The sequence below is a fragment of the Enterococcus durans genome (assembly GCF_002277935.1).
Lineage (GTDB): Bacteria > Bacillota > Bacilli > Lactobacillales > Enterococcaceae > Enterococcus_B > Enterococcus_B durans.
The window spans coordinates 696,273-712,952 of the sequence record NZ_CP022930.1 but is presented as its reverse complement, the minus strand read 5'-3'; the positions used below and the strand labels follow the sequence as shown (position 1 = coordinate 712,952).

Annotated in this window: 14 protein-coding genes and 1 pseudogene; 11 read left to right on the top strand and 4 right to left on the bottom strand. The window is 37.1% G+C overall.

Features of this window, described 5'->3' with window-relative positions; translation table 11 throughout:
* Nucleotides 1-76 precede the first annotated feature (76 nt).
* Nucleotides 77-2,413: an ABC transporter ATP-binding protein/permease gene (locus CJZ72_RS03450; protein WP_095443624.1), complete on the bottom strand. Its 2,337-nt coding sequence runs from the start codon at nucleotides 2,411-2,413 to the stop codon at nucleotides 77-79.
* A gap of 139 nt (nucleotides 2,414-2,552) precedes the next feature.
* Between CJZ72_RS03450 and CJZ72_RS03445 the strand changes: the two genes are divergently transcribed.
* Together CJZ72_RS03445 and CJZ72_RS03440 are read left to right on the top strand one after the other, a co-directional pair.
* Nucleotides 2,553-3,227, top strand: coding sequence for a response regulator transcription factor (locus CJZ72_RS03445; RefSeq protein WP_081134199.1), 675 nt, complete (start codon nucleotides 2,553-2,555; stop codon nucleotides 3,225-3,227).
* Complete coding sequence (locus tag CJZ72_RS03440; RefSeq protein ID WP_081134200.1) at nucleotides 3,224-4,252, top strand: HAMP domain-containing sensor histidine kinase; 1,029 nt, start codon at nucleotides 3,224-3,226, stop codon at nucleotides 4,250-4,252. Before CJZ72_RS03445 ends, CJZ72_RS03440 begins: the two co-directional genes overlap by 4 nt.
* Nucleotides 4,253-4,608: 356 nt before the next feature.
* Here the strand turns inward: CJZ72_RS03440 and CJZ72_RS03435 are convergent, their stop codons facing one another.
* Nucleotides 4,609-5,511 carry a LysR family transcriptional regulator gene (locus CJZ72_RS03435; protein ID WP_095443623.1) on the bottom strand — a complete coding sequence of 301 codons (903 nt, stop codon included), beginning with the start codon at nucleotides 5,509-5,511 and terminating at the stop codon, nucleotides 4,609-4,611.
* Nucleotides 5,512-5,672: 161 nt separating this feature from the next.
* Here CJZ72_RS03435 and CJZ72_RS03430 point away from each other — a divergent pair, with 161 nt between their 5' ends.
* The 9 genes and pseudogenes from CJZ72_RS03430 (at nucleotide 5,673) to CJZ72_RS03390 (ending at nucleotide 13,088) form a co-directional block, all read left to right on the top strand.
* Nucleotides 5,673-6,401: a DUF554 domain-containing protein gene (locus tag CJZ72_RS03430; protein WP_005880457.1), complete on the top strand. Its 729-nt coding sequence runs from the start codon at nucleotides 5,673-5,675 to the stop codon at nucleotides 6,399-6,401.
* 168 nt (nucleotides 6,402-6,569) lie between these two features.
* Nucleotides 6,570-6,887 carry a PadR family transcriptional regulator gene (locus CJZ72_RS03425; protein ID WP_005877447.1) on the top strand — a complete coding sequence of 106 codons (318 nt, stop codon included), beginning with the start codon at nucleotides 6,570-6,572 and terminating at the stop codon, nucleotides 6,885-6,887.
* Nucleotides 6,880-7,494: a DUF1700 domain-containing protein gene (locus CJZ72_RS03420; protein WP_081134202.1), complete on the top strand. Its 615-nt coding sequence runs from the start codon at nucleotides 6,880-6,882 to the stop codon at nucleotides 7,492-7,494. The genes CJZ72_RS03425 and CJZ72_RS03420 overlap by 8 nt, the downstream gene beginning before the upstream one ends.
* Nucleotides 7,495-7,515: 21 nt before the next feature.
* Nucleotides 7,516-8,370 (top strand): DUF4097 family beta strand repeat-containing protein, encoded by an 855-nt coding sequence (locus tag CJZ72_RS03415; protein WP_081134203.1) that lies wholly within the window; start codon nucleotides 7,516-7,518, stop codon nucleotides 8,368-8,370.
* A 176-nt stretch (nucleotides 8,371-8,546) separates the two neighbouring features.
* Entirely contained in the window at nucleotides 8,547-9,041 is a 495-nt protein-coding gene (locus CJZ72_RS03410) for a DUF5348 domain-containing protein (RefSeq protein ID WP_081134204.1), read from the top strand.
* Between the two features lie 26 nt (nucleotides 9,042-9,067).
* A pseudogene (locus CJZ72_RS03405) lies at nucleotides 9,068-9,927 on the top strand (SPFH domain-containing protein).
* Between the two features lie 216 nt (nucleotides 9,928-10,143).
* Nucleotides 10,144-10,506 carry a YxeA family protein gene (locus CJZ72_RS03400; protein WP_081134206.1) on the top strand — a complete coding sequence of 121 codons (363 nt, stop codon included), beginning with the start codon at nucleotides 10,144-10,146 and terminating at the stop codon, nucleotides 10,504-10,506.
* A gap of 7 nt (nucleotides 10,507-10,513) precedes the next feature.
* Nucleotides 10,514-11,266 carry an ABC transporter ATP-binding protein gene (locus tag CJZ72_RS03395; protein WP_081134207.1) on the top strand — a complete coding sequence of 251 codons (753 nt, stop codon included), beginning with the start codon at nucleotides 10,514-10,516 and terminating at the stop codon, nucleotides 11,264-11,266.
* 13 nt (nucleotides 11,267-11,279) lie between these two features.
* Nucleotides 11,280-13,088 carry an ABC transporter permease gene (locus CJZ72_RS03390; protein WP_081134208.1) on the top strand — a complete coding sequence of 603 codons (1,809 nt, stop codon included), beginning with the start codon at nucleotides 11,280-11,282 and terminating at the stop codon, nucleotides 13,086-13,088.
* 69 nt (nucleotides 13,089-13,157) lie between these two features.
* Here the strand turns inward: CJZ72_RS03390 and CJZ72_RS03385 are convergent, their stop codons facing one another.
* Together CJZ72_RS03385 and rbsR are read right to left on the bottom strand one after the other, a co-directional pair.
* Complete coding sequence (locus tag CJZ72_RS03385) at nucleotides 13,158-15,311, bottom strand: glucosaminidase domain-containing protein (RefSeq protein ID WP_095443621.1); 2,154 nt, start codon at nucleotides 15,309-15,311, stop codon at nucleotides 13,158-13,160.
* A gap of 325 nt (nucleotides 15,312-15,636) precedes the next feature.
* The gene (gene rbsR / locus CJZ72_RS03380; protein ID WP_081134210.1) at nucleotides 15,637-16,656 is read right to left on the bottom strand and encodes a ribose utilization transcriptional repressor RbsR; all 1,020 of its coding nucleotides are present in this window, start codon (nucleotides 16,654-16,656) and stop codon (nucleotides 15,637-15,639) included.
* Between the last annotated feature and the right edge of the window lie 24 nt (nucleotides 16,657-16,680).

Sequence of the window (16,680 nt, the reverse complement as noted above, 5' to 3'; positions counted from 1 at the left end):
TGTATGGCAAAAATTTTGCCATACACTCGCTTTATTTCATTTGTTTTTTTTAAATTATTCTTGATAAGCTAGCTTCTTATTCTGCTCGTAAAGCAATTGCAGCATCTTTCTTAGCAGCCATTCGTGCTGGAACATGTCCACCTAACATCGTCAAGATAGTCGAAACTACGATTAAGATGATTGCGTGAACAGGGTTAAGTTGTGCAACATTTTTTAAGTCAGTCATGTTGTATAGGATGCTGTTGATTGGGAATGTAGCCAACCAAGCAATCAAAACACCTAATATTCCTGATGAGATACCCAAGATACATGTCTCGGCGTCGAAGACACGTGTGATATCTTTTTTGCGAGCACCTAATGCTTTTAGCACACCGATTTCTTTTGTACGTTCAATAACAGAAGTGTAAGTAATGATACTGATCATGATCATACTTGTGACTAAGGAAATACCAGCAAAGGCAACTAATACATAAGTGATCGCATCCATTAGGCCACCAGTCAATTCAGTCATTGTACCAGCTAGATCAGAATAAATGATTTTATCTTCTTCTGATTTTCCTTTGTTGTAATCATCTAAATAATCAAGGATCTGTTCTTTGTCACCAAAATTATTTGGATAGATCATGATACTTGATGGAATACTGTCGCCACCTAAATAGCTAATCAATGATTGTTTCGTTGTTTCGTCTACTTTTTCAGTAGTCAATACATTGGTGTCACTTTCTTTTTGCGCTTTGACGATATCAGAATCTTTGTTTTCATTTACGATTTGTGTCGTTAATTGATCACTATAAGCAATCCCTGGAGAAAGCAAATTCATTGTAGAAGAAGATTTGACACGTAAAATACCAGAAATTTTTACTTCATCGGTTGAATTAGTATACATCGCATCATAGTCAGTATTTGGAATGAAATTACCAGTTGGTAGTTTTGTATAGTAATTGTTGTTATTTACAATTTTAAATGTCGTACCAACGATTTTATCAAAATCTAATTTTTGACCATCCTTGACATCAAACCCAAGATTTTTCAAGGCATTGATATTCGTATTGTTGTTCCCATCAACGATCAAAACAACATCTGTGGCAGAAGAAGGATAGCTTCCATCTAGTAGAGAATAGTTTGCTTGTAAAAAGTTTTCTTTTTGATTATCCAGTTGTGTAGGAAAGGTCGAAACACCGACACCTGTCATTGCAGACATCGTGCTTGTCAGTGATAATGATTCAGAATCAGGATTTTGGTTTGAGAAGCTGACTGGTTGGACTTTACCATCCACTTGGCGAAGCATGTTGATGCCAGTCGCTCGTGTGAAACCAATATTGTTACTTAGATCAGAATCGATATTTGTTACATAGTCCACGTAAGTTTGATCGATTTTATTCGTATGTTGTGCTTTGTCTTCATCACTGATTTTAGCAGTGATCGTGTCTGTTTTTGGATAACTTGCTTTGCTTGCGCCTAAACCAGTAGCATCATTTGTCTGGCTAGTTGTCACTTTAGAGATCGTGATCGGGAATTTAGCCATTGTCTCAGATTGTGTTTTATCGATTTGTTTTTGGAAACCTGAGGATAAAGCAAGAACGATAGCAATGCCGATGATCCCGATACTTGATGCAAATGAAGTTAAAAATGTCCGTCCTTTTTTTGTCCGAATATTGTTGAAAGAAAGTTTCAACGCTGTCCAAAAGCTCATTTTTGTGCGACGTAGATTGAATTGATCATCTTTTGGTCGTTCAATATGTGGGTTTGAATCGGATAAGATCTTCCCGTCAGAAAATTCGATGATACGGTCAGCATATTGATGGGCTAATTCAGGGTTATGGGTAACCATGATAACTAATTTTTCATTCGATAGTTCTTCGATCAATTCCATGATCTGGATACTTGTTTCAGTATCTAAAGCTCCAGTTGGTTCATCACAGAGCAAGATATCTGGATCATTGGCAAGTGCGCGTGCGATAGCGACCCGTTGCATTTGACCACCAGATAGTTGGTTTGGTTTTTTATGCATGTGGGCACTCAAACCAACCCGTTGCAATGCATTTTCTGCTTTCTTTCGTTTTTCTTCTTTTGATACACCACTAAGGGTCATACCAAGTTCGACATTTTCGATGATCCCTAAGTGACCGATCAAATTATAGCTTTGGAACACGAAACCGATCGAATTATTGCGGTAAGCATCCCAGTCACTATCTTTGAAGTCTTTTGTTGATTTTCCATTGATGACCATATCACCTGAATCGTAATTATCTAGTCCACCAATGACATTCAGCATCGTCGTTTTACCTGAGCCACTTGGTCCCAGGATAGCAACGAATTCTTTTTTTCTAAAGGCAACAGATACGCCATCTAATGCTTTAGTAGTTGTTTCGCCGACTTTATAATATTTTTTTATATCTTTCAGTTGTAGCATATTCGCCCTTCTTTCCTTTTGAAATATTCGGTATACTAACAAGTATATCAGAATAACGAACGTAGTATACTCAATGAATATTAACTGAATGTGAACAATCAGAAAAAAACAAGAAATTTTTCAAAATAGAGGGAAAAATATGAACCGAATACTAGTAGTAGAAGATGATGGAAATTTGCAATTGCTTTACCGCTCAGTGTTAGAACGAGCTGGATTTTCAGTGATTACGGCAGCAAATGGAGAAGAAGCGCTTCAACGATTGGAAAATTACCAGATCGAGTTGATCATCACCGACATCATGATGCCTGGAATGGATGGGTATGAATTACTAGAACATCTAAGAGAAAGCAGGATCGAAGTGCCAGTCTTGATGATTACTGCGAAAGCTGACTTTGAAGATAAAAAACGCGGCTTTCATTTGGGCACTGATGATTATATGACGAAACCTGTAGATGTCAATGAGATGGTCCTACGCGTAGAAGCACTGTTGAGAAGAGCAAAAATCAATCACAGTAGTCAACTAGTTATTGGAAAAACAACACTAGATCAAGAGACCTATGAAGTGAGGATAGCAGAACAAGCAACAGTATTACCGCAAAAAGAATTTCTGCTTCTTTATAAATTATTGGCTTATCCTAATAAAATTTTTACCCGCCAACAATTGATGGATGATATTTGGGGGCTAGATACAAACACAGAAGAACGGACGATCGATGTACATATCAAGCGTCTACGATCGCGATTTTATCATGTAGACGATTTTCGGATCCTAACTGTTCGTGGTCTAGGATATAAGGCGGTGATCGGAAGGTGAAAAAGAAACTTTATTCGCAGTTATGGATCTATTTTGCTAGTATCGTCTTTGTGTCGATATTGGTGACCTTGCTCTGTTTCCTCGGCTTTATTTTTCTGTTATCCCATCAATCGATTTCTCCATCTGAACGCCCGACGTTATATCCGTTAGTTGTTTTTGCTGGATTCAGTATGATCGTGGGTACAGGGATCTCGATTTTTGTGGGACGAAGGATCTTGATGCCAATCAGTGAACTGCGAACAAACATGAGCAAAGTCGCTACTGGCGATTTTTCGATCCAGATGAACGAACAGCCGAAAGTGGAAGAAGTGCAACAACTGTATAAAGATTTCAATGTGATGGTTCAAGAATTAAGTAGTATCGAGACTTTGAGAAATGATTTTGTTTCTAGTGTTTCCCATGAGTTCAAGACACCACTGGCAACGATCCAAGGCTATGTCCAATTGTTACAGGCAACGAATATTTCAGAAGAAGATAAACAAGTTTTTTTACAGCGGATCATCGAAAGCATCAATCAGCTCTCGCAGCTTACTGAAAATGTGTTGAAGTTGAATAAATTAGAAAATCAGCGGATACAATTAGAGAAAAAAACATTTCGACTAGATGAACAAATACGAGAAGTCATTGTATTCTTACAGCCAAAATGGGAAAATTTAAGATTGAATATCGAACTTGATTCCATTCACTATTTTGGAAATGAAGAGTTTTTATATCAAGTTTGGTTGAATATTATGGACAACGCAATCAAATATAATCAAGCCAATGGTCAAATCGATATCAAACTGACTCAAAATGCGACAGATGTGTATTTTGAAGTGACGGACTCTGGAATTGGAATGACCGAAGAAACACAAAAGCGGATGTTTGAAAAATTTTATCAAGGAGATACAAGCCGGCAAATGGCTGGTAATGGGTTAGGATTATCTCTAGTGAAGAAAATCTTGGAATTGCATCATGGAACGATTCGCTACAGTAGTATTCCAGAAGTTGGCACAACGGTAGTGATCCAGTTGAAAAAAAAATAGGGCTATTTATCGATCTCAAAGAATAAGCCTTCAAACAAGGAACACAAAGTGGTGTTTTTTGTTTGAGGCTGTTTTTTTTGTTTGGAGTAGCGCTTTTTTTCTCCTTATTGCTCAGGTCAAAGTGGGCTTTTCACAACCTTATTCACGGTGTTCAAAGGCTTACATCTTCAACAATAAGCTCAACCAGATGAAAAACATGAGAAGCTGTTTTTCTCTGTTTGTTCTTATTGCTTGATGCAGACCAGCCTTTTTACAACCTTATTCACGGTGTTCAAGAAGCAACTCCTCAGCAATAAGTTCTAGATTTCCAAAATATGAAAAGCTATTTTAGAAATCTAGTTCTTATTTGCTCGGAGCTAGACGCTTCTTTCACAACCTCTTTTCACAACCTCTTTTACATATTCCCAGAATTTATCTGAAGCTAATGTGTGCTCGCCGGTTTTACGGGTGAAGGCTAGATGACTTTCTTTAGTTGGCGTGATGGGGACGATCACTGTATTTTCTTTCAGGAGGTTTTGAACGGTTTTTCCCATGACGATTGAGATACCCATATCGTTGGCAACCATATTGATGATCAAATCGATTCGGGAACCTTTGTAGGAGATCTTAGGTTCAAATCCTGCTTCTTCACAAAGATCTAAAACGGGTTGATAAAGATTTGTGCTTGGGCCAAGAACGAGAAAATCTTCATCTTTCAATTCTTTTAAATCAAGTTTTTCTCTGTTGGCGAATGGATGACTTTTTGGTAACACAGCAACAAAGGAATCTTTTTCAGTAGGGAGCCATTCAATATTTTTTGAGGGTTCATCAAAAATCCGCACAAAATGGATGGTATCACTATGTTCGTTCAACTCTGCATCGGTCATTTCAATACTTTCTACTTCTTTCAACTGGATCGTAAATTCTGGATACTGCTTCAGAAATTCAGTGATTTCAGTGAAACCTTCATAGTTGATCATTGTAGGGATCGTCAGGATATGGAGGGCGAGATTTTTTTCTTGCGTATACGTTACCAATACTTCTTGCATTGTGTGGTATTGTTCCACTACATTTTTTACATAAGGAATCAGTAAGTTTCCCGCTTCTGTTAATTCGATTTTTCGGTGGACACGCTCAAATAATTTGACGTTTAATTCTTTTTCAAGTGAAAGGATTTGTTTTGAGATGTTTCCTTGAGTGGCAAATTGTCGTTCAGCGGTTTTAGTGAAATTCATTGTTTCTACTAAATCGAGAAAAATTTCAAATTTGCGGATATCCATAACTATGTCCCCTATCTATTCCAATTGAGAATACTTTAACATGAAATTTGAATTGGTGTAAGTACGACTCTCTGTTAAAATCTTTTTTGCAAAGGGAAATATACTTTACTAAAAATTTTCAAAAAATATTTCATACAAGAAGATGAGAGGAGTTTTTTAGCATGCCAACAGGAGTGTTGATTAATGCAGGTTCTGTATTATTTGGCGGATTGATCGGAGGTCTGGCGGGTAATAAGTTAAGTGAAAATTTCAAAGCACAGTTGACGATGGTTTTCGGTGTCTGTTCAATGGGAATGGGGATCTATTCGATTGCACCGATGAAAAATATGCCCGCAGTTATTTTCGCCTTGGTTATCGGTACAGCGATTGGGCTGATCATCCATTTAGGACACGGAATCAATAAAGGGGCAGCCCTAATGCAAAAACCAATTTCTAAGATTTTCCCTAGCGAAAGATTAGGGATGTCCCACGAAGAATTTATTACTACATTAGTAACTGTTATTGTTTTGTTCTGTGCTAGTGGAACAGGTATTTACGGTAGTTTAGATTCTGGGATGACTGGGGATAGCACGATTTTGATCTCAAAATCTGTGTTGGATTTTTTTACAGCAGCTATTTTTGCATGTAATCTCGGTTATGTTGTTTCGGTAGTGGCGATTCCGCAATTTATTATTTTCTATATTTTATTCTTATTGGCTAAATTCATTTATCCGTTGACAACACCTGATATGATTTTAGATTTTAAAGCATGTGGAGGATTCTTGATGGTAGCAACAGGTTTCCGAATGATCAATGTCAAGATGTTCCCAGTTGCAGATATGATACCGGCGATGATCGTGATCATGCCGTTGAGTTGGCTCTGGACAAACCTGATTATGCCAATGCTATAAGAAGGTACATTTGAATGTTTGGTTAATGGAACGAACGATTGAGTTAAAAAAGTATAAAATATGTAAGTACGCTTACATATTTTATGCTTTTTTTGTTGCAACTAATATTATATATGGTATAGTATTGGAGAGAAGATATTATTGTAATCTATAGAAGAAGGTGAAGGAATGCACATCCAAGTTCCGACGATATTGCTTGATGGGACAGTATTAGCTGCTTTAAGCAAAGAAGACATGTATGGTTATGCATTGACCAAAATCGTACAAGAAAGTTTATCTGTAAGTGAATCTACTATGTATCCAGTATTACGCAGATTGAAAAAAGAAGGTTTTTTAGAAACATATGATGAACCGTTTGAAGGAAGAAATCGCCGTTATTATCGATTGACTTCATTAGGGCATAATCAATTAGAGGATATAATTGATGAATGGATCGTGTTTCGAGACTCTCTAAATCGACTATTGGAGGATAATAAGCATGAATGAATATTTAGATGAAGTATTTAATGAACTTCAAGAACTCCCTGAGGATGACCGTTTCGATCTAATTCAATATTATGAAGAATATTTTTTAGATTCTGGTAAAACGATGGAGAAGATCCTTGAAGAATATGGCACCCCTAAACAGTTTGCACTGAAATTAAAAATCAATTATTTCTCTGAATTGGATGATTCTAATGGAGGAAAAGTCAATACGAAAAGCTCAAAACGACAAGTACGTTTGATTTGGATGGTCATCATCGGGTTATGTGCTTCACCGTTATTGATTCCTCTAGCAATTGGTTTTATTGCAGTTATTTTCGGATTGATGCTGGCTTTGCTAATGCTCATCGTAGCAATCTATGTTGGGTGTATCTCTATTCTAGGTGTAGGATTGTTTGCGATCATTTCGGGGATTGGTGTTTTGGGACAATCTGTGACTAGCGGACTATTCTATGTTGGAATGGGCTTGTTTGCAACGGGAAGTGTAGTATTCTTTGTTCCAATACTATTAAAATTAACAAAACTATTGTTCCAGATGATGATGAATTTTGTGAAATGGGTAGGAAGACGATTTGTCACAAACAGAACGATCCATCCTTCAAAAATATAGTAGAAAGTAGAGGTGAAAAAAATGAAATTGAAGCATTTTTTACTAGCGGGAATTGGATTGATGGTTACTGGTGGATTGCTTGCCGGAGTCACTTATGCGTATGGTGCCCAAAAAAATTTAACATGGGAAAATGGACCAAAATTGATTGAAATGGCGCAAGAGACACAAAAGATCAGCGCAGATAAAAAAATTGATCGATTGGAGGTCTCCGTAGAAAATCAAGCGGTTATAATCAAGCGTGGACTAGATTTCGAGGTAACAACTGTTCACGAAAAGAAATCTAAACCGATTATTTCAGTAAAGGATAATACTTTAGCTATTGCTGGTAATGAAAAAGAGCGAAATACATTGATCAGTGTGGAAGATGACACAGCAAAAATCATCATCACGATTCCTAAAAACATCGTTCTTTCAGAAATAAAGATTGAAGGAAACAACAGTCCAATCGAATTAGATGAAGTAAAGAGTAAAGCTATCAGCACGAATACGTATGGTGGGGCACTTACACTTACGAATATTGACGCAGACAAGCTTACAGCAGATGATAAATTAGGATCGATCTATATCAATGACGCAACGATTCAACAAATGGCTGTATCAACCAGTGACAGTCAACTTTCTTTGGAAGGCTTAGCAGCAAGTACCAAGGGCAAGATCGACTTACAAAATAGCCATCTAGATCTTTATGAAATGGAAGAAAATAATCTGGATATCCAACTTTCTGGTGACTCTCATCTTGAAAAAAATGGTGAGGAGATAACTACAGAATCATTTGGTCAAAAGGATAAAACGTTAACGATAACTGGTCAAAATAGTGTCGTACAGATATTAGACGATACGGAATCAGATTATGACGATTATAATGACTATGACTAAAAAGTGAGTAGGTCATTCTGTTCTTATAATAAACTGAATAGTATTTAGTAGACAGCGAAGAACGAATTACTGGATTCTTCGCTGTTTTTCCATCGCTTAACTGTCAAAACTATAGTAAAATAGGGGATGCGAGAGAAACATACAAATACATAGATAAAATAAGGTGGACGAGTCCAATGAAAATAGATGAATCAAAACGTCAGAAACTAGAGATAGAATTAACAAAATTACATAACGAAATAACGAGTCTTAGTGAAAATTATTATGACGTATCAAACGAGCGTGTCAGGATCGATTATCCTAAAAATTCAGAAGGTCGTCAGATGGAACAGGTGTACAATGAGGTATTCAAAAATCTATTGAAAGTGAAAAAAGAACTGGATTATTATTCTTTGCCGATTTTAGATACGGGAATCTTGAAGTATGACCAAGAAAAAGAGCGATTCATTTTTAAATCTGTTCGAGAGAATTTAGTTCTATCTGCAGGAATGGATCTAGAAATCTTAGTAGAGGATTATTTTACGGAAGAAAAACATTGGGTGCGAACAAGTTTAGAGTATCTTCCACAAGCTGCTGGAGGTCCACAGACACAGGGGTGGTATATCACTGAAGACAAAGAGTTAGAGCTTGAAGGTGCAATGGCGCGAATCAGAAAGAAACAGTTCACATAAAATATTGGTTGAAAGAAGGAAAAAGAATGAAAGAGAGAAAAGCAGTTTATGTTAATGGATATCTCGGGTTAGTAGGTTTGATCATACTGGTTGGAGCTGGGGCGGTCTTGTTCTATTTGGGCATGACGAATTCCAGTACTTTTGCAACGGTTATTGGCTTTATTTTTTTCTTTATAGCATTAGCTCGGCAACAGTGGTCAGTCCTAATCAAGCAAAAGTCATCTTGTTCTTTGGACAATATATCGGAACGATTAGAGAAAGCGGCTTTTTCTTGACTGTTCCTTTCGCACAAAAAATAAGTATTTCGTTGAAAGTACGCAATTTCAACAGTTCAGTTTTGAAAGTCAATGATTTAGATGGTAACCCGATCGAAATATCTGCAGTCGTTGTTTTCAAAGTCGTGGATACGGCGAAAGCGCTTTTTGATGTCGCTTATTATCATGATTTCGTGGAGATCCAAAGTGAAACAGCGATCCGACACATTGCTAGTCAGTATCCCTACGATACATTCAATGATGACGATCTAACCTTGCGGGGAAATACGACAGCAGTTTCAGATGAATTAGCACAGGAACTGCAAGAACGTTTATCCGTTGCAGGAGTAGAAGTAATAGAAACTAGACTGAATCACTTGGCCTACGCAACAGAAATTGCTGGCGCAATGTTGCAGCGACAACAAGCAAAAGCTATTTTATCTGCTAGACAGACGATTGTCGAAGGCGCTGTAACAATGACTCAAATGGCATTAGAGCAAATCGAAGAAGGACAAGAAATCAATTTTACGGATGATCGGAAAGTGCAACTCATCAATAATTTACTTGTTTCCATCATTACGGATAAAGGTACGCAGCCAGTGATCAATACTGGAAGTCTGCAAGAAAAATAGAAAATAATTTTGAGCGTGGAACGAATAAGTTCGTTTGTTTCACGCTTAAGATCCGAATAAAAGGTTGAAGCAGAAGCAATCACTTCTGTTTCAACCTTTTTTCGTGTTATTGTAGTAGAAATGACAAATTTGAAAGAAACTCGACAGTTGAATCGAAGGTAAAGACCAATTTTTTTTACTATAATGAACTTATCAAATTTGAAAGAAGGAGAAGAAATGAAAAAACTTCTAATTGGTCTGGCCGCTTTTGTTATCATTGCTTTTGCAGGTATGAAGGTGGCAGACTACGTTGTTATGGGTGGCGATAGCTACTATGTACAAATAACGACGAATGGCGAAAAAGAAGTCAGCAAATCCGATAATGACCAACAATATGTTGGCTATAAATATAGTCTGCCAGGTTATGATGCAGATGGAAGAAAAAAAACATTAGAATTTAGAGGGCAACAACCACGTCCATTGAGAAAAGGGGCCTATCTAAAGATCACCTGGAATAAAAATAAAGGGGTAACTTCGTATGAAGAAGTTCAAAAGGAAGATATTCCAAAGACAGCCCAAGAAAAATTAAGTAAAGGATAGAGGATAAATGGAAAAAATCGTTGAGGTTCAAAATGTAACAAAAGTATACGGTAAAAACAATGAGAAAAAGACTCAAGCACTGAATGGAATCAGCTTTGCAGTAGAAAAAGGCGAATTCATTGGTATAATGGGTGCTTCTGGTTCTGGTAAATCCACACTATTGAACATTTTATCTACATTAGATAAACCTACTGAAGGATCGATTCGAATCAATCAAAAAGATGTGACAAAATTAAAGGGAAATCAATTAGCTGATTTTCGATCAAAAGAAATCGGATTTATTTTTCAAGATTTCAACTTATTAGAAAATTTAACTGCTCAAGAAAATATTGCAGTTCCACTTTCTTTACAAGGTGTTCGGGCAAAAGAGATCAAACAGCGAGTGAAAAAAATCGCTGAACGTTTATCGATTTCTCATATTTTAGAAAGTTATCCGTCTGAAATATCAGGTGGTCAAAAACAACGGGTTGCTGCAGCTCGGGCCTTGATTACCCAACCTACGATCTTATTAGGTGATGAACCAACAGGTGCTTTGGATTCAAAAAGCGCTCGTGATTTGTTGGATACGATGGAAGAACTAAATACCAAAGACGAAGTGTCGATTCTTTTGGTTACCCATGATCCTTTTTCAGCAAGTTATTGTCAACGTATTTTATTTATCAAAGATGGGGGCATTCACCAAGAAGTGAAGCGCGGAGACCAAAGTCGAGATTCTTTTTATCGACAAATCTTATCCATTTTAGGAAATTTGGAACAGTAAGGGGGAAAAGAAAATGCTTTGGAAACTATCACTTACTGGAATCAAAAGTCGATTAAGGGATTACATTGTCTTGTTTTCAGGTTTAGTTATGGCATCTGCCATCTTTTATATGTTTGAATCGATGGCAAGTAATAAAGATTTTTTAACACATAATTCATCCTTGTCGATGACAGTGATCATCTTTCAGATAGGCTCTGTTTTATTGGGGATCATCACATTTGTCTACATTCTTTACGCAAATTCATTTTTGATGACGATGCGGCAAAAAGATTATGCGATGTTCATGATGTTGGGTGCAAAAGGAAGAAAAATTGCACAAATGATCTTTTCGGAAACATTTATCGTTGGGATAGTGGCTACAGTAGTTGGTTCTGTCTTGGGCGTAGGGCTTACTAGTATCGTTCAAAAATTACTAGTCGATCAATTAAATGTTACGATCACCCATTTTTCACCTTTGAATCTAAAAGGATTGATTATCACATTCATCTTTTTTGCAATCTTGTTTTTACTTGCAGCATTTGTCAATGCATTCTCAATTGTAAAAAAACCGATCTTGACACTGATACGTGCAGATCAAACACCAACTAGAATGAAACAACATAAGTTTTTATTTTTACTAGAAGTTATTCTAGGAATTGTTTTCTTAGGTATTGGTTATTATATGATGGCACATGTACTAGAATACCAGTTAATGGCTATTGTCGTAGCTTTAGTAACAATTGTTCTAGGTACTTATTTCATTTTCCATTCGGTTATTATTTTCTTCTTGTCGTTATTGAAGAAAACAGAAAGTATTTCAATGCGTAAATTGAATAATTTTACGTTGTCACAATTAAGTTTTAGAATTCGTGAGTATACTCAAATGTTGTCGATGGTAGCGATGCTGTTAGCTTTAGCTTTGGGTGCGTTGACTGTTGGATTAGGATTTAAGAATGAGATTATGACATTCACAAATAAGGTTTCTGCTTATGATGTCATTTTGAACAATGCACAAAAAGTAGATCAACAAAAAGTTTCTGATTTACAGTTGAAGGTCAATGCGACTTATGCTCAAAAAGAAGATGCACAATATGTGTATTACAATTATAGTGACTTTGAAAAAACACCTTTGAAATATATTTCAAATAATGGGAATTCAATCAATGACTCAAAAATCGCAGAAGTAAGTGCAAAAGATCTAGCGGAGCAGTTGCCGATGCAAGATGAATTGCGTTCGTATGAATTACCAGAACAACAAGGTAAAGAAATCAAAGTAGTGCAGTCAACAGAATTTGAACAATTGAATCTTCCTCAAACGACACTGCAACTGGTTCAAGTGAAAGATTTTGTTGCTGATCTAGATCAAATTGAAACATTGGTAAAAGAAAACAGCGAGAACAATCCAACGTTGCAAACTAATGATGGAAGCTTCAATCAAAAATTCACCATGTATCAACTGTTCAACGGTATGTATTCTGGTTTTGAATTTATGGGCTTCTTCCTAGGTATCGCCTTCTTGACGATGTTGGCAAGTTGCTTGATGTTCAAGATCCTTTCAGGAAGTAAAAGTGACATCAGCAGATATGAAATGTTGGAAAAAATCGGTGCTAAACGTAATCTATTGAAACAGTCCATCCGACGAGAAATTGGCGTGCTTTTCCTAGCACCAGGTATCTTAGGTGCAATACACGTTATTTTCGGTTTAGAGATGTTTACAGTATTGATGAGTAATCCGTACCATGATATCTGGATTCCATTTTTGATTTTCTTTGTTTTATACTTTGTTTATTACGTCTTGACTACATGGCTATACACAAGTATCGTTTTGAAAAGAGAAAAATAAATGAAAGAAGAACCTACAGTATGCGGGTCGACTTTGTAGTCGGTTCGCATATTGTAGGTTCTTTTTAGCTTATTTGAATTTGCTTTGGATCCATAGTAAGTTATCGATCGTTAAGATGCTTAGTAATGGAACTGTATCTGCTTTGACCTGGACCACTGGAGTTTGAGGGATTTCTCTAGCGGATAGTCGTTGGAGTACCTCAAAGATCGTCAATACTTTAGTTGTAGAAAAATAGTCAGGTTTTTTAGCTGTTCGTTTGAAGTTTGAAACATCTAAGTTTGTCAGTGACATTTCATTTTTATTCCATGAAACTGGCACAACGAATGACTCTTTTTTAGTAGATGTTTCAACAACTGATTTTTCTTCTTTCTTAGGCTCATCATATTTTGTCAGATCATATGCCTTGATGATCGCATTTAATTTATTTGCGTATTGTTTATCTGTCGCATAGCGGCCTTCTAGATATTTTGTTGCTTCTTTATAGGTTTTTGCTTCTGATTTCCATGTGGGTTTATAAAAATCTTTGTTATGAGACAATCCATTTTTGATTAATTTTGCATAATCTTCTAGACTTTCTTTATAAGAAGGATATTGGCGGAAAGATGCTCGGATTTGGTAGTTTGAACCCGATTCGTCTTGTTCTAGTGTATTGAATGAAACACTTTTTCCTTGATAATCCCCTTTGATACCAAACAGATTAAAGTTTGGTTCACTGGATAATAAGCTGTTGCCTGAGCCACTTTCTAGAATTGCTTGAGCCATCATAACGGAAGCGTAGATGCCGTCTTTTTGTCCGATTTCTTGAGCACTATCGGCAATTTTTTTCAAAAATTGATCAGTCGTTTGATTTTTTGAAAAGTTGAAATCTCCAAGGCCATCTAAAATAGATGAATTTGCTAGAGAACCATTTGCAATTGGTAAACCTGCAATATTCACACGGACAGCGAAATCAGGTGCATAATCGGCGATCGAAGTGATCCGTACTTTATCACCTGGTTGAGGTGCATGGATGTATAAGCCGTTTCCAAGATAGATACCAACGTGATGTGTAACACCAGAAGAAGGTCCCCAGAATACTAAATCTCCAGGCTGTGCTTGGTCCACAGGAATTTGCGTACCGGCATATTGTTGTTCACCAGTCCAGCCACCAATATAGTGACCTGTAGCTTGCATGTAAACATAATAAGCTAGACCGGAACAATCAAATGTGGATGGACCTTTTGCACCCCAAACATAGGGACTACCTAAATACTTATAAGCTTCTCTGACGATTGCCTGTTGGACAGCAGTCGTGTTGGCTGGTAAAAGAGATTCGATCGGTGTTTTGACAACAAAATCAGAAGAATTAGTTCCCGGATTTTCGATGCCTGCTTGACCTGTTGAACCAGAAGGCTGTTGGTTGTTAGATTGACTATTAGAGCCACCGCCATTGTTTGCGGAAACAACTGAGTCATTGTTTGTAGCAGTCGAAGGTTTTGACTGATTGTTCGAGTTTCCATTTGGTTTGCTAGAATTACCAGGATTTCCATTATTGCCACTGTTTTGGTTTGTTGATTCACCAGTATTCGAACCATTAGAAGATCCAGTTGAGCCTCCGTTTGATCCTGTTGATCCGCTATTCGATGTTTCTGTAGTTGATTCGAATTTAGCAGAAAGTGTCATATCAATGACGCCAATAGTAAAGGTGTGTTGCTGATAGTCGACTTCTTGCGCACCGTTCACTTCAAAAGAGACTAATTTTTCATCTTTTGAAGGGGTGATTTCATAGGCAATCTTAGTGCCCTCTTTCAATCCTCTAACTACTCCAGATGAATCGATCGTCAATTCTTTTTCTTCTGTAGTGTCTGTAGCGACGGTACTTAATTTGATTTTCCCTAATAGTGTCGGATCGATCGTAACTGTACGCGTAGCTGTTTCTTCTGTTGACCCATCTGGTGATTCTGATGAATCAGTAGTAGACGATTCGGTTGTAGATGACTCAGTTGTAGAAGAACTAGTAGACGATTCAGTCATCGAAGAACTTGTTGTGGCTGTTCCAGTAGAAGATGAATCAGTTAGATCAGAACTGGTAAGAGTGGAAGAGTTTGTCGTTTTTTGAGCGACGATTGAGCTTTCAGTTGTCTGTGTTGATTGTTCATCTGCAAACACAGACTGTGTCGACAAAATAGTTGGAGCAATCAGCCATGATGTGGCGAGTAGGCGTATTGCTTTATTTTTGTTCATAATCAGATACTCCTTTTCTTTTAAACGTTTAGTAGCGTAGTCTTTTATTTTTCATAACAGCAATGAATTTGTACTTTCAGTAAATTGACTCTGCGTTTGCCATTCGATAAAAGCACTGAGTCGTTACTCTCAATGCTTTGATATTCAGTATAAGGCACTACCATTTATTTGTTGGGGGAACAAATGGGGGGAAATGGTCATGCTAATTAAATTGTACCAAAGGTGGAGCAATTCTACAAAATATTTGTAAAAATAACGGGCGTAAAACGTAAAAAACTTGTCAAAACATGAAATTTGTCGCACATGTTTTGGCAAGTTCCTCTTGTTATGTTTTTTTTAATGGAGCAGTCGAAGCTCTTTTTTCTAATTTTACAGGTAATAGTTCTTCTTCCCATTCCTTAGTGGGCGATTGGATCCGTGACAATAATAATTTAGCAGAAGCTTTGCCCAACTCAACTATTGGTTGTGCGATGGTGGTGAGCTTAGGTTTAACATATTCACACATGTCGATGTTATCATAGCCGATGATACTGTAATCATCAGGAATTGATTTACCTTTCTCCTCCAGTCCGCGATAAAGACCAAAAGCTAATTCATCATTCAATGCGAAAATTGCAGTTGTCGTAGATTCAATGATGCTTGGTACCGCTTGATACCCACCTTGCTTGGAGAACAGTGTGGGCAATAGCAGTAACTGATCGTGAGAATGTTGGTAGAAGTCTAATGCGTGTTTGAATCCTTCAATTCGTAGCTGGATATTTTCTGGTGGATTCTCAGGGTAAACAAGCGCAATATTTTCATGGCCTAGCGATAATAAATGAACACCTGCAAGATATCCACCACGAAAATCATCTGTTCGAACAGAGTCACTGAATCCATGTGATTTTTTTTGATCGAGCACGATGTAAGGACGTCCATGCTTTTTTAAATTTTCATTGATTGCTGATGTCGAGATGGCAGAAGTGGCGATGATGAATCCATCTACTCCACGTCGTGTAAGTTCAGCTAGATACTCAATTTCTTTTTGATGATCAGAATCAGCATTGCATAGGATCGTCACGAAATGTTGCTGATACAAAACCTCTTCGATTCCCCGCATCAATATATTGAAAAAAGGGTTCGTGATGTCTGGAACGAGGACACCGATAGTTTTTGTTTCTTTTGTGATCATCTGGCGGGCAAGATAATCGGGCTGATACCCTAATTCCTTTTTTGAAGCAAAGACTTTTTCGACCGTTTTTGGACTAAATTTTGCTTCATTACCATTTAAAATCAATGAGACAGTAGCAATCGATACACCAGAGTGTTTCGCTACGTCTTTGATCGTTATCTTTTTTTTCCCCATACTTACTACTCCTATCTAGCTATT

Excerpts from the sequence above, each read along its gene's own strand:
- CJZ72_RS03385 (WP_095443621.1), bottom strand. The coding sequence starts at position 15,311 with ATGAACAAAAATAAAGCAATACGCCTACTCGCCACATCATGGCTGATT.
- rbsR (WP_081134210.1), bottom strand. The coding sequence starts at position 16,656 with ATGGGGAAAAAAAAGATAACGATCAAAGACGTAGCGAAACACTCTGGT.
- CJZ72_RS03445 (WP_081134199.1), top strand. The coding sequence starts at position 2,553 with ATGAACCGAATACTAGTAGTAGAAGATGATGGAAATTTGCAATTGCTT.
- CJZ72_RS03415 (WP_081134203.1), top strand. The coding sequence starts at position 7,516 with ATGAAATTGAAGCATTTTTTACTAGCGGGAATTGGATTGATGGTTACT.
- CJZ72_RS03420 (WP_081134202.1), top strand. The coding sequence starts at position 6,880 with ATGAATGAATATTTAGATGAAGTATTTAATGAACTTCAAGAACTCCCT.
- CJZ72_RS03410 (WP_081134204.1), top strand. The coding sequence starts at position 8,547 with ATGAAAATAGATGAATCAAAACGTCAGAAACTAGAGATAGAATTAACA.
- CJZ72_RS03430 (WP_005880457.1), top strand. The coding sequence starts at position 5,673 with ATGCCAACAGGAGTGTTGATTAATGCAGGTTCTGTATTATTTGGCGGA.
- CJZ72_RS03425 (WP_005877447.1), top strand. The coding sequence starts at position 6,570 with ATGCACATCCAAGTTCCGACGATATTGCTTGATGGGACAGTATTAGCT.
- CJZ72_RS03395 (WP_081134207.1), top strand. The coding sequence starts at position 10,514 with ATGGAAAAAATCGTTGAGGTTCAAAATGTAACAAAAGTATACGGTAAA.
- CJZ72_RS03435 (WP_095443623.1), bottom strand. The coding sequence starts at position 5,511 with ATGGATATCCGCAAATTTGAAATTTTTCTCGATTTAGTAGAAACAATG.
- CJZ72_RS03450 (WP_095443624.1), bottom strand. The coding sequence starts at position 2,413 with ATGCTACAACTGAAAGATATAAAAAAATATTATAAAGTCGGCGAAACA.
- CJZ72_RS03390 (WP_081134208.1), top strand. The coding sequence starts at position 11,280 with ATGCTTTGGAAACTATCACTTACTGGAATCAAAAGTCGATTAAGGGAT.
- CJZ72_RS03400 (WP_081134206.1), top strand. The coding sequence starts at position 10,144 with ATGAAAAAACTTCTAATTGGTCTGGCCGCTTTTGTTATCATTGCTTTT.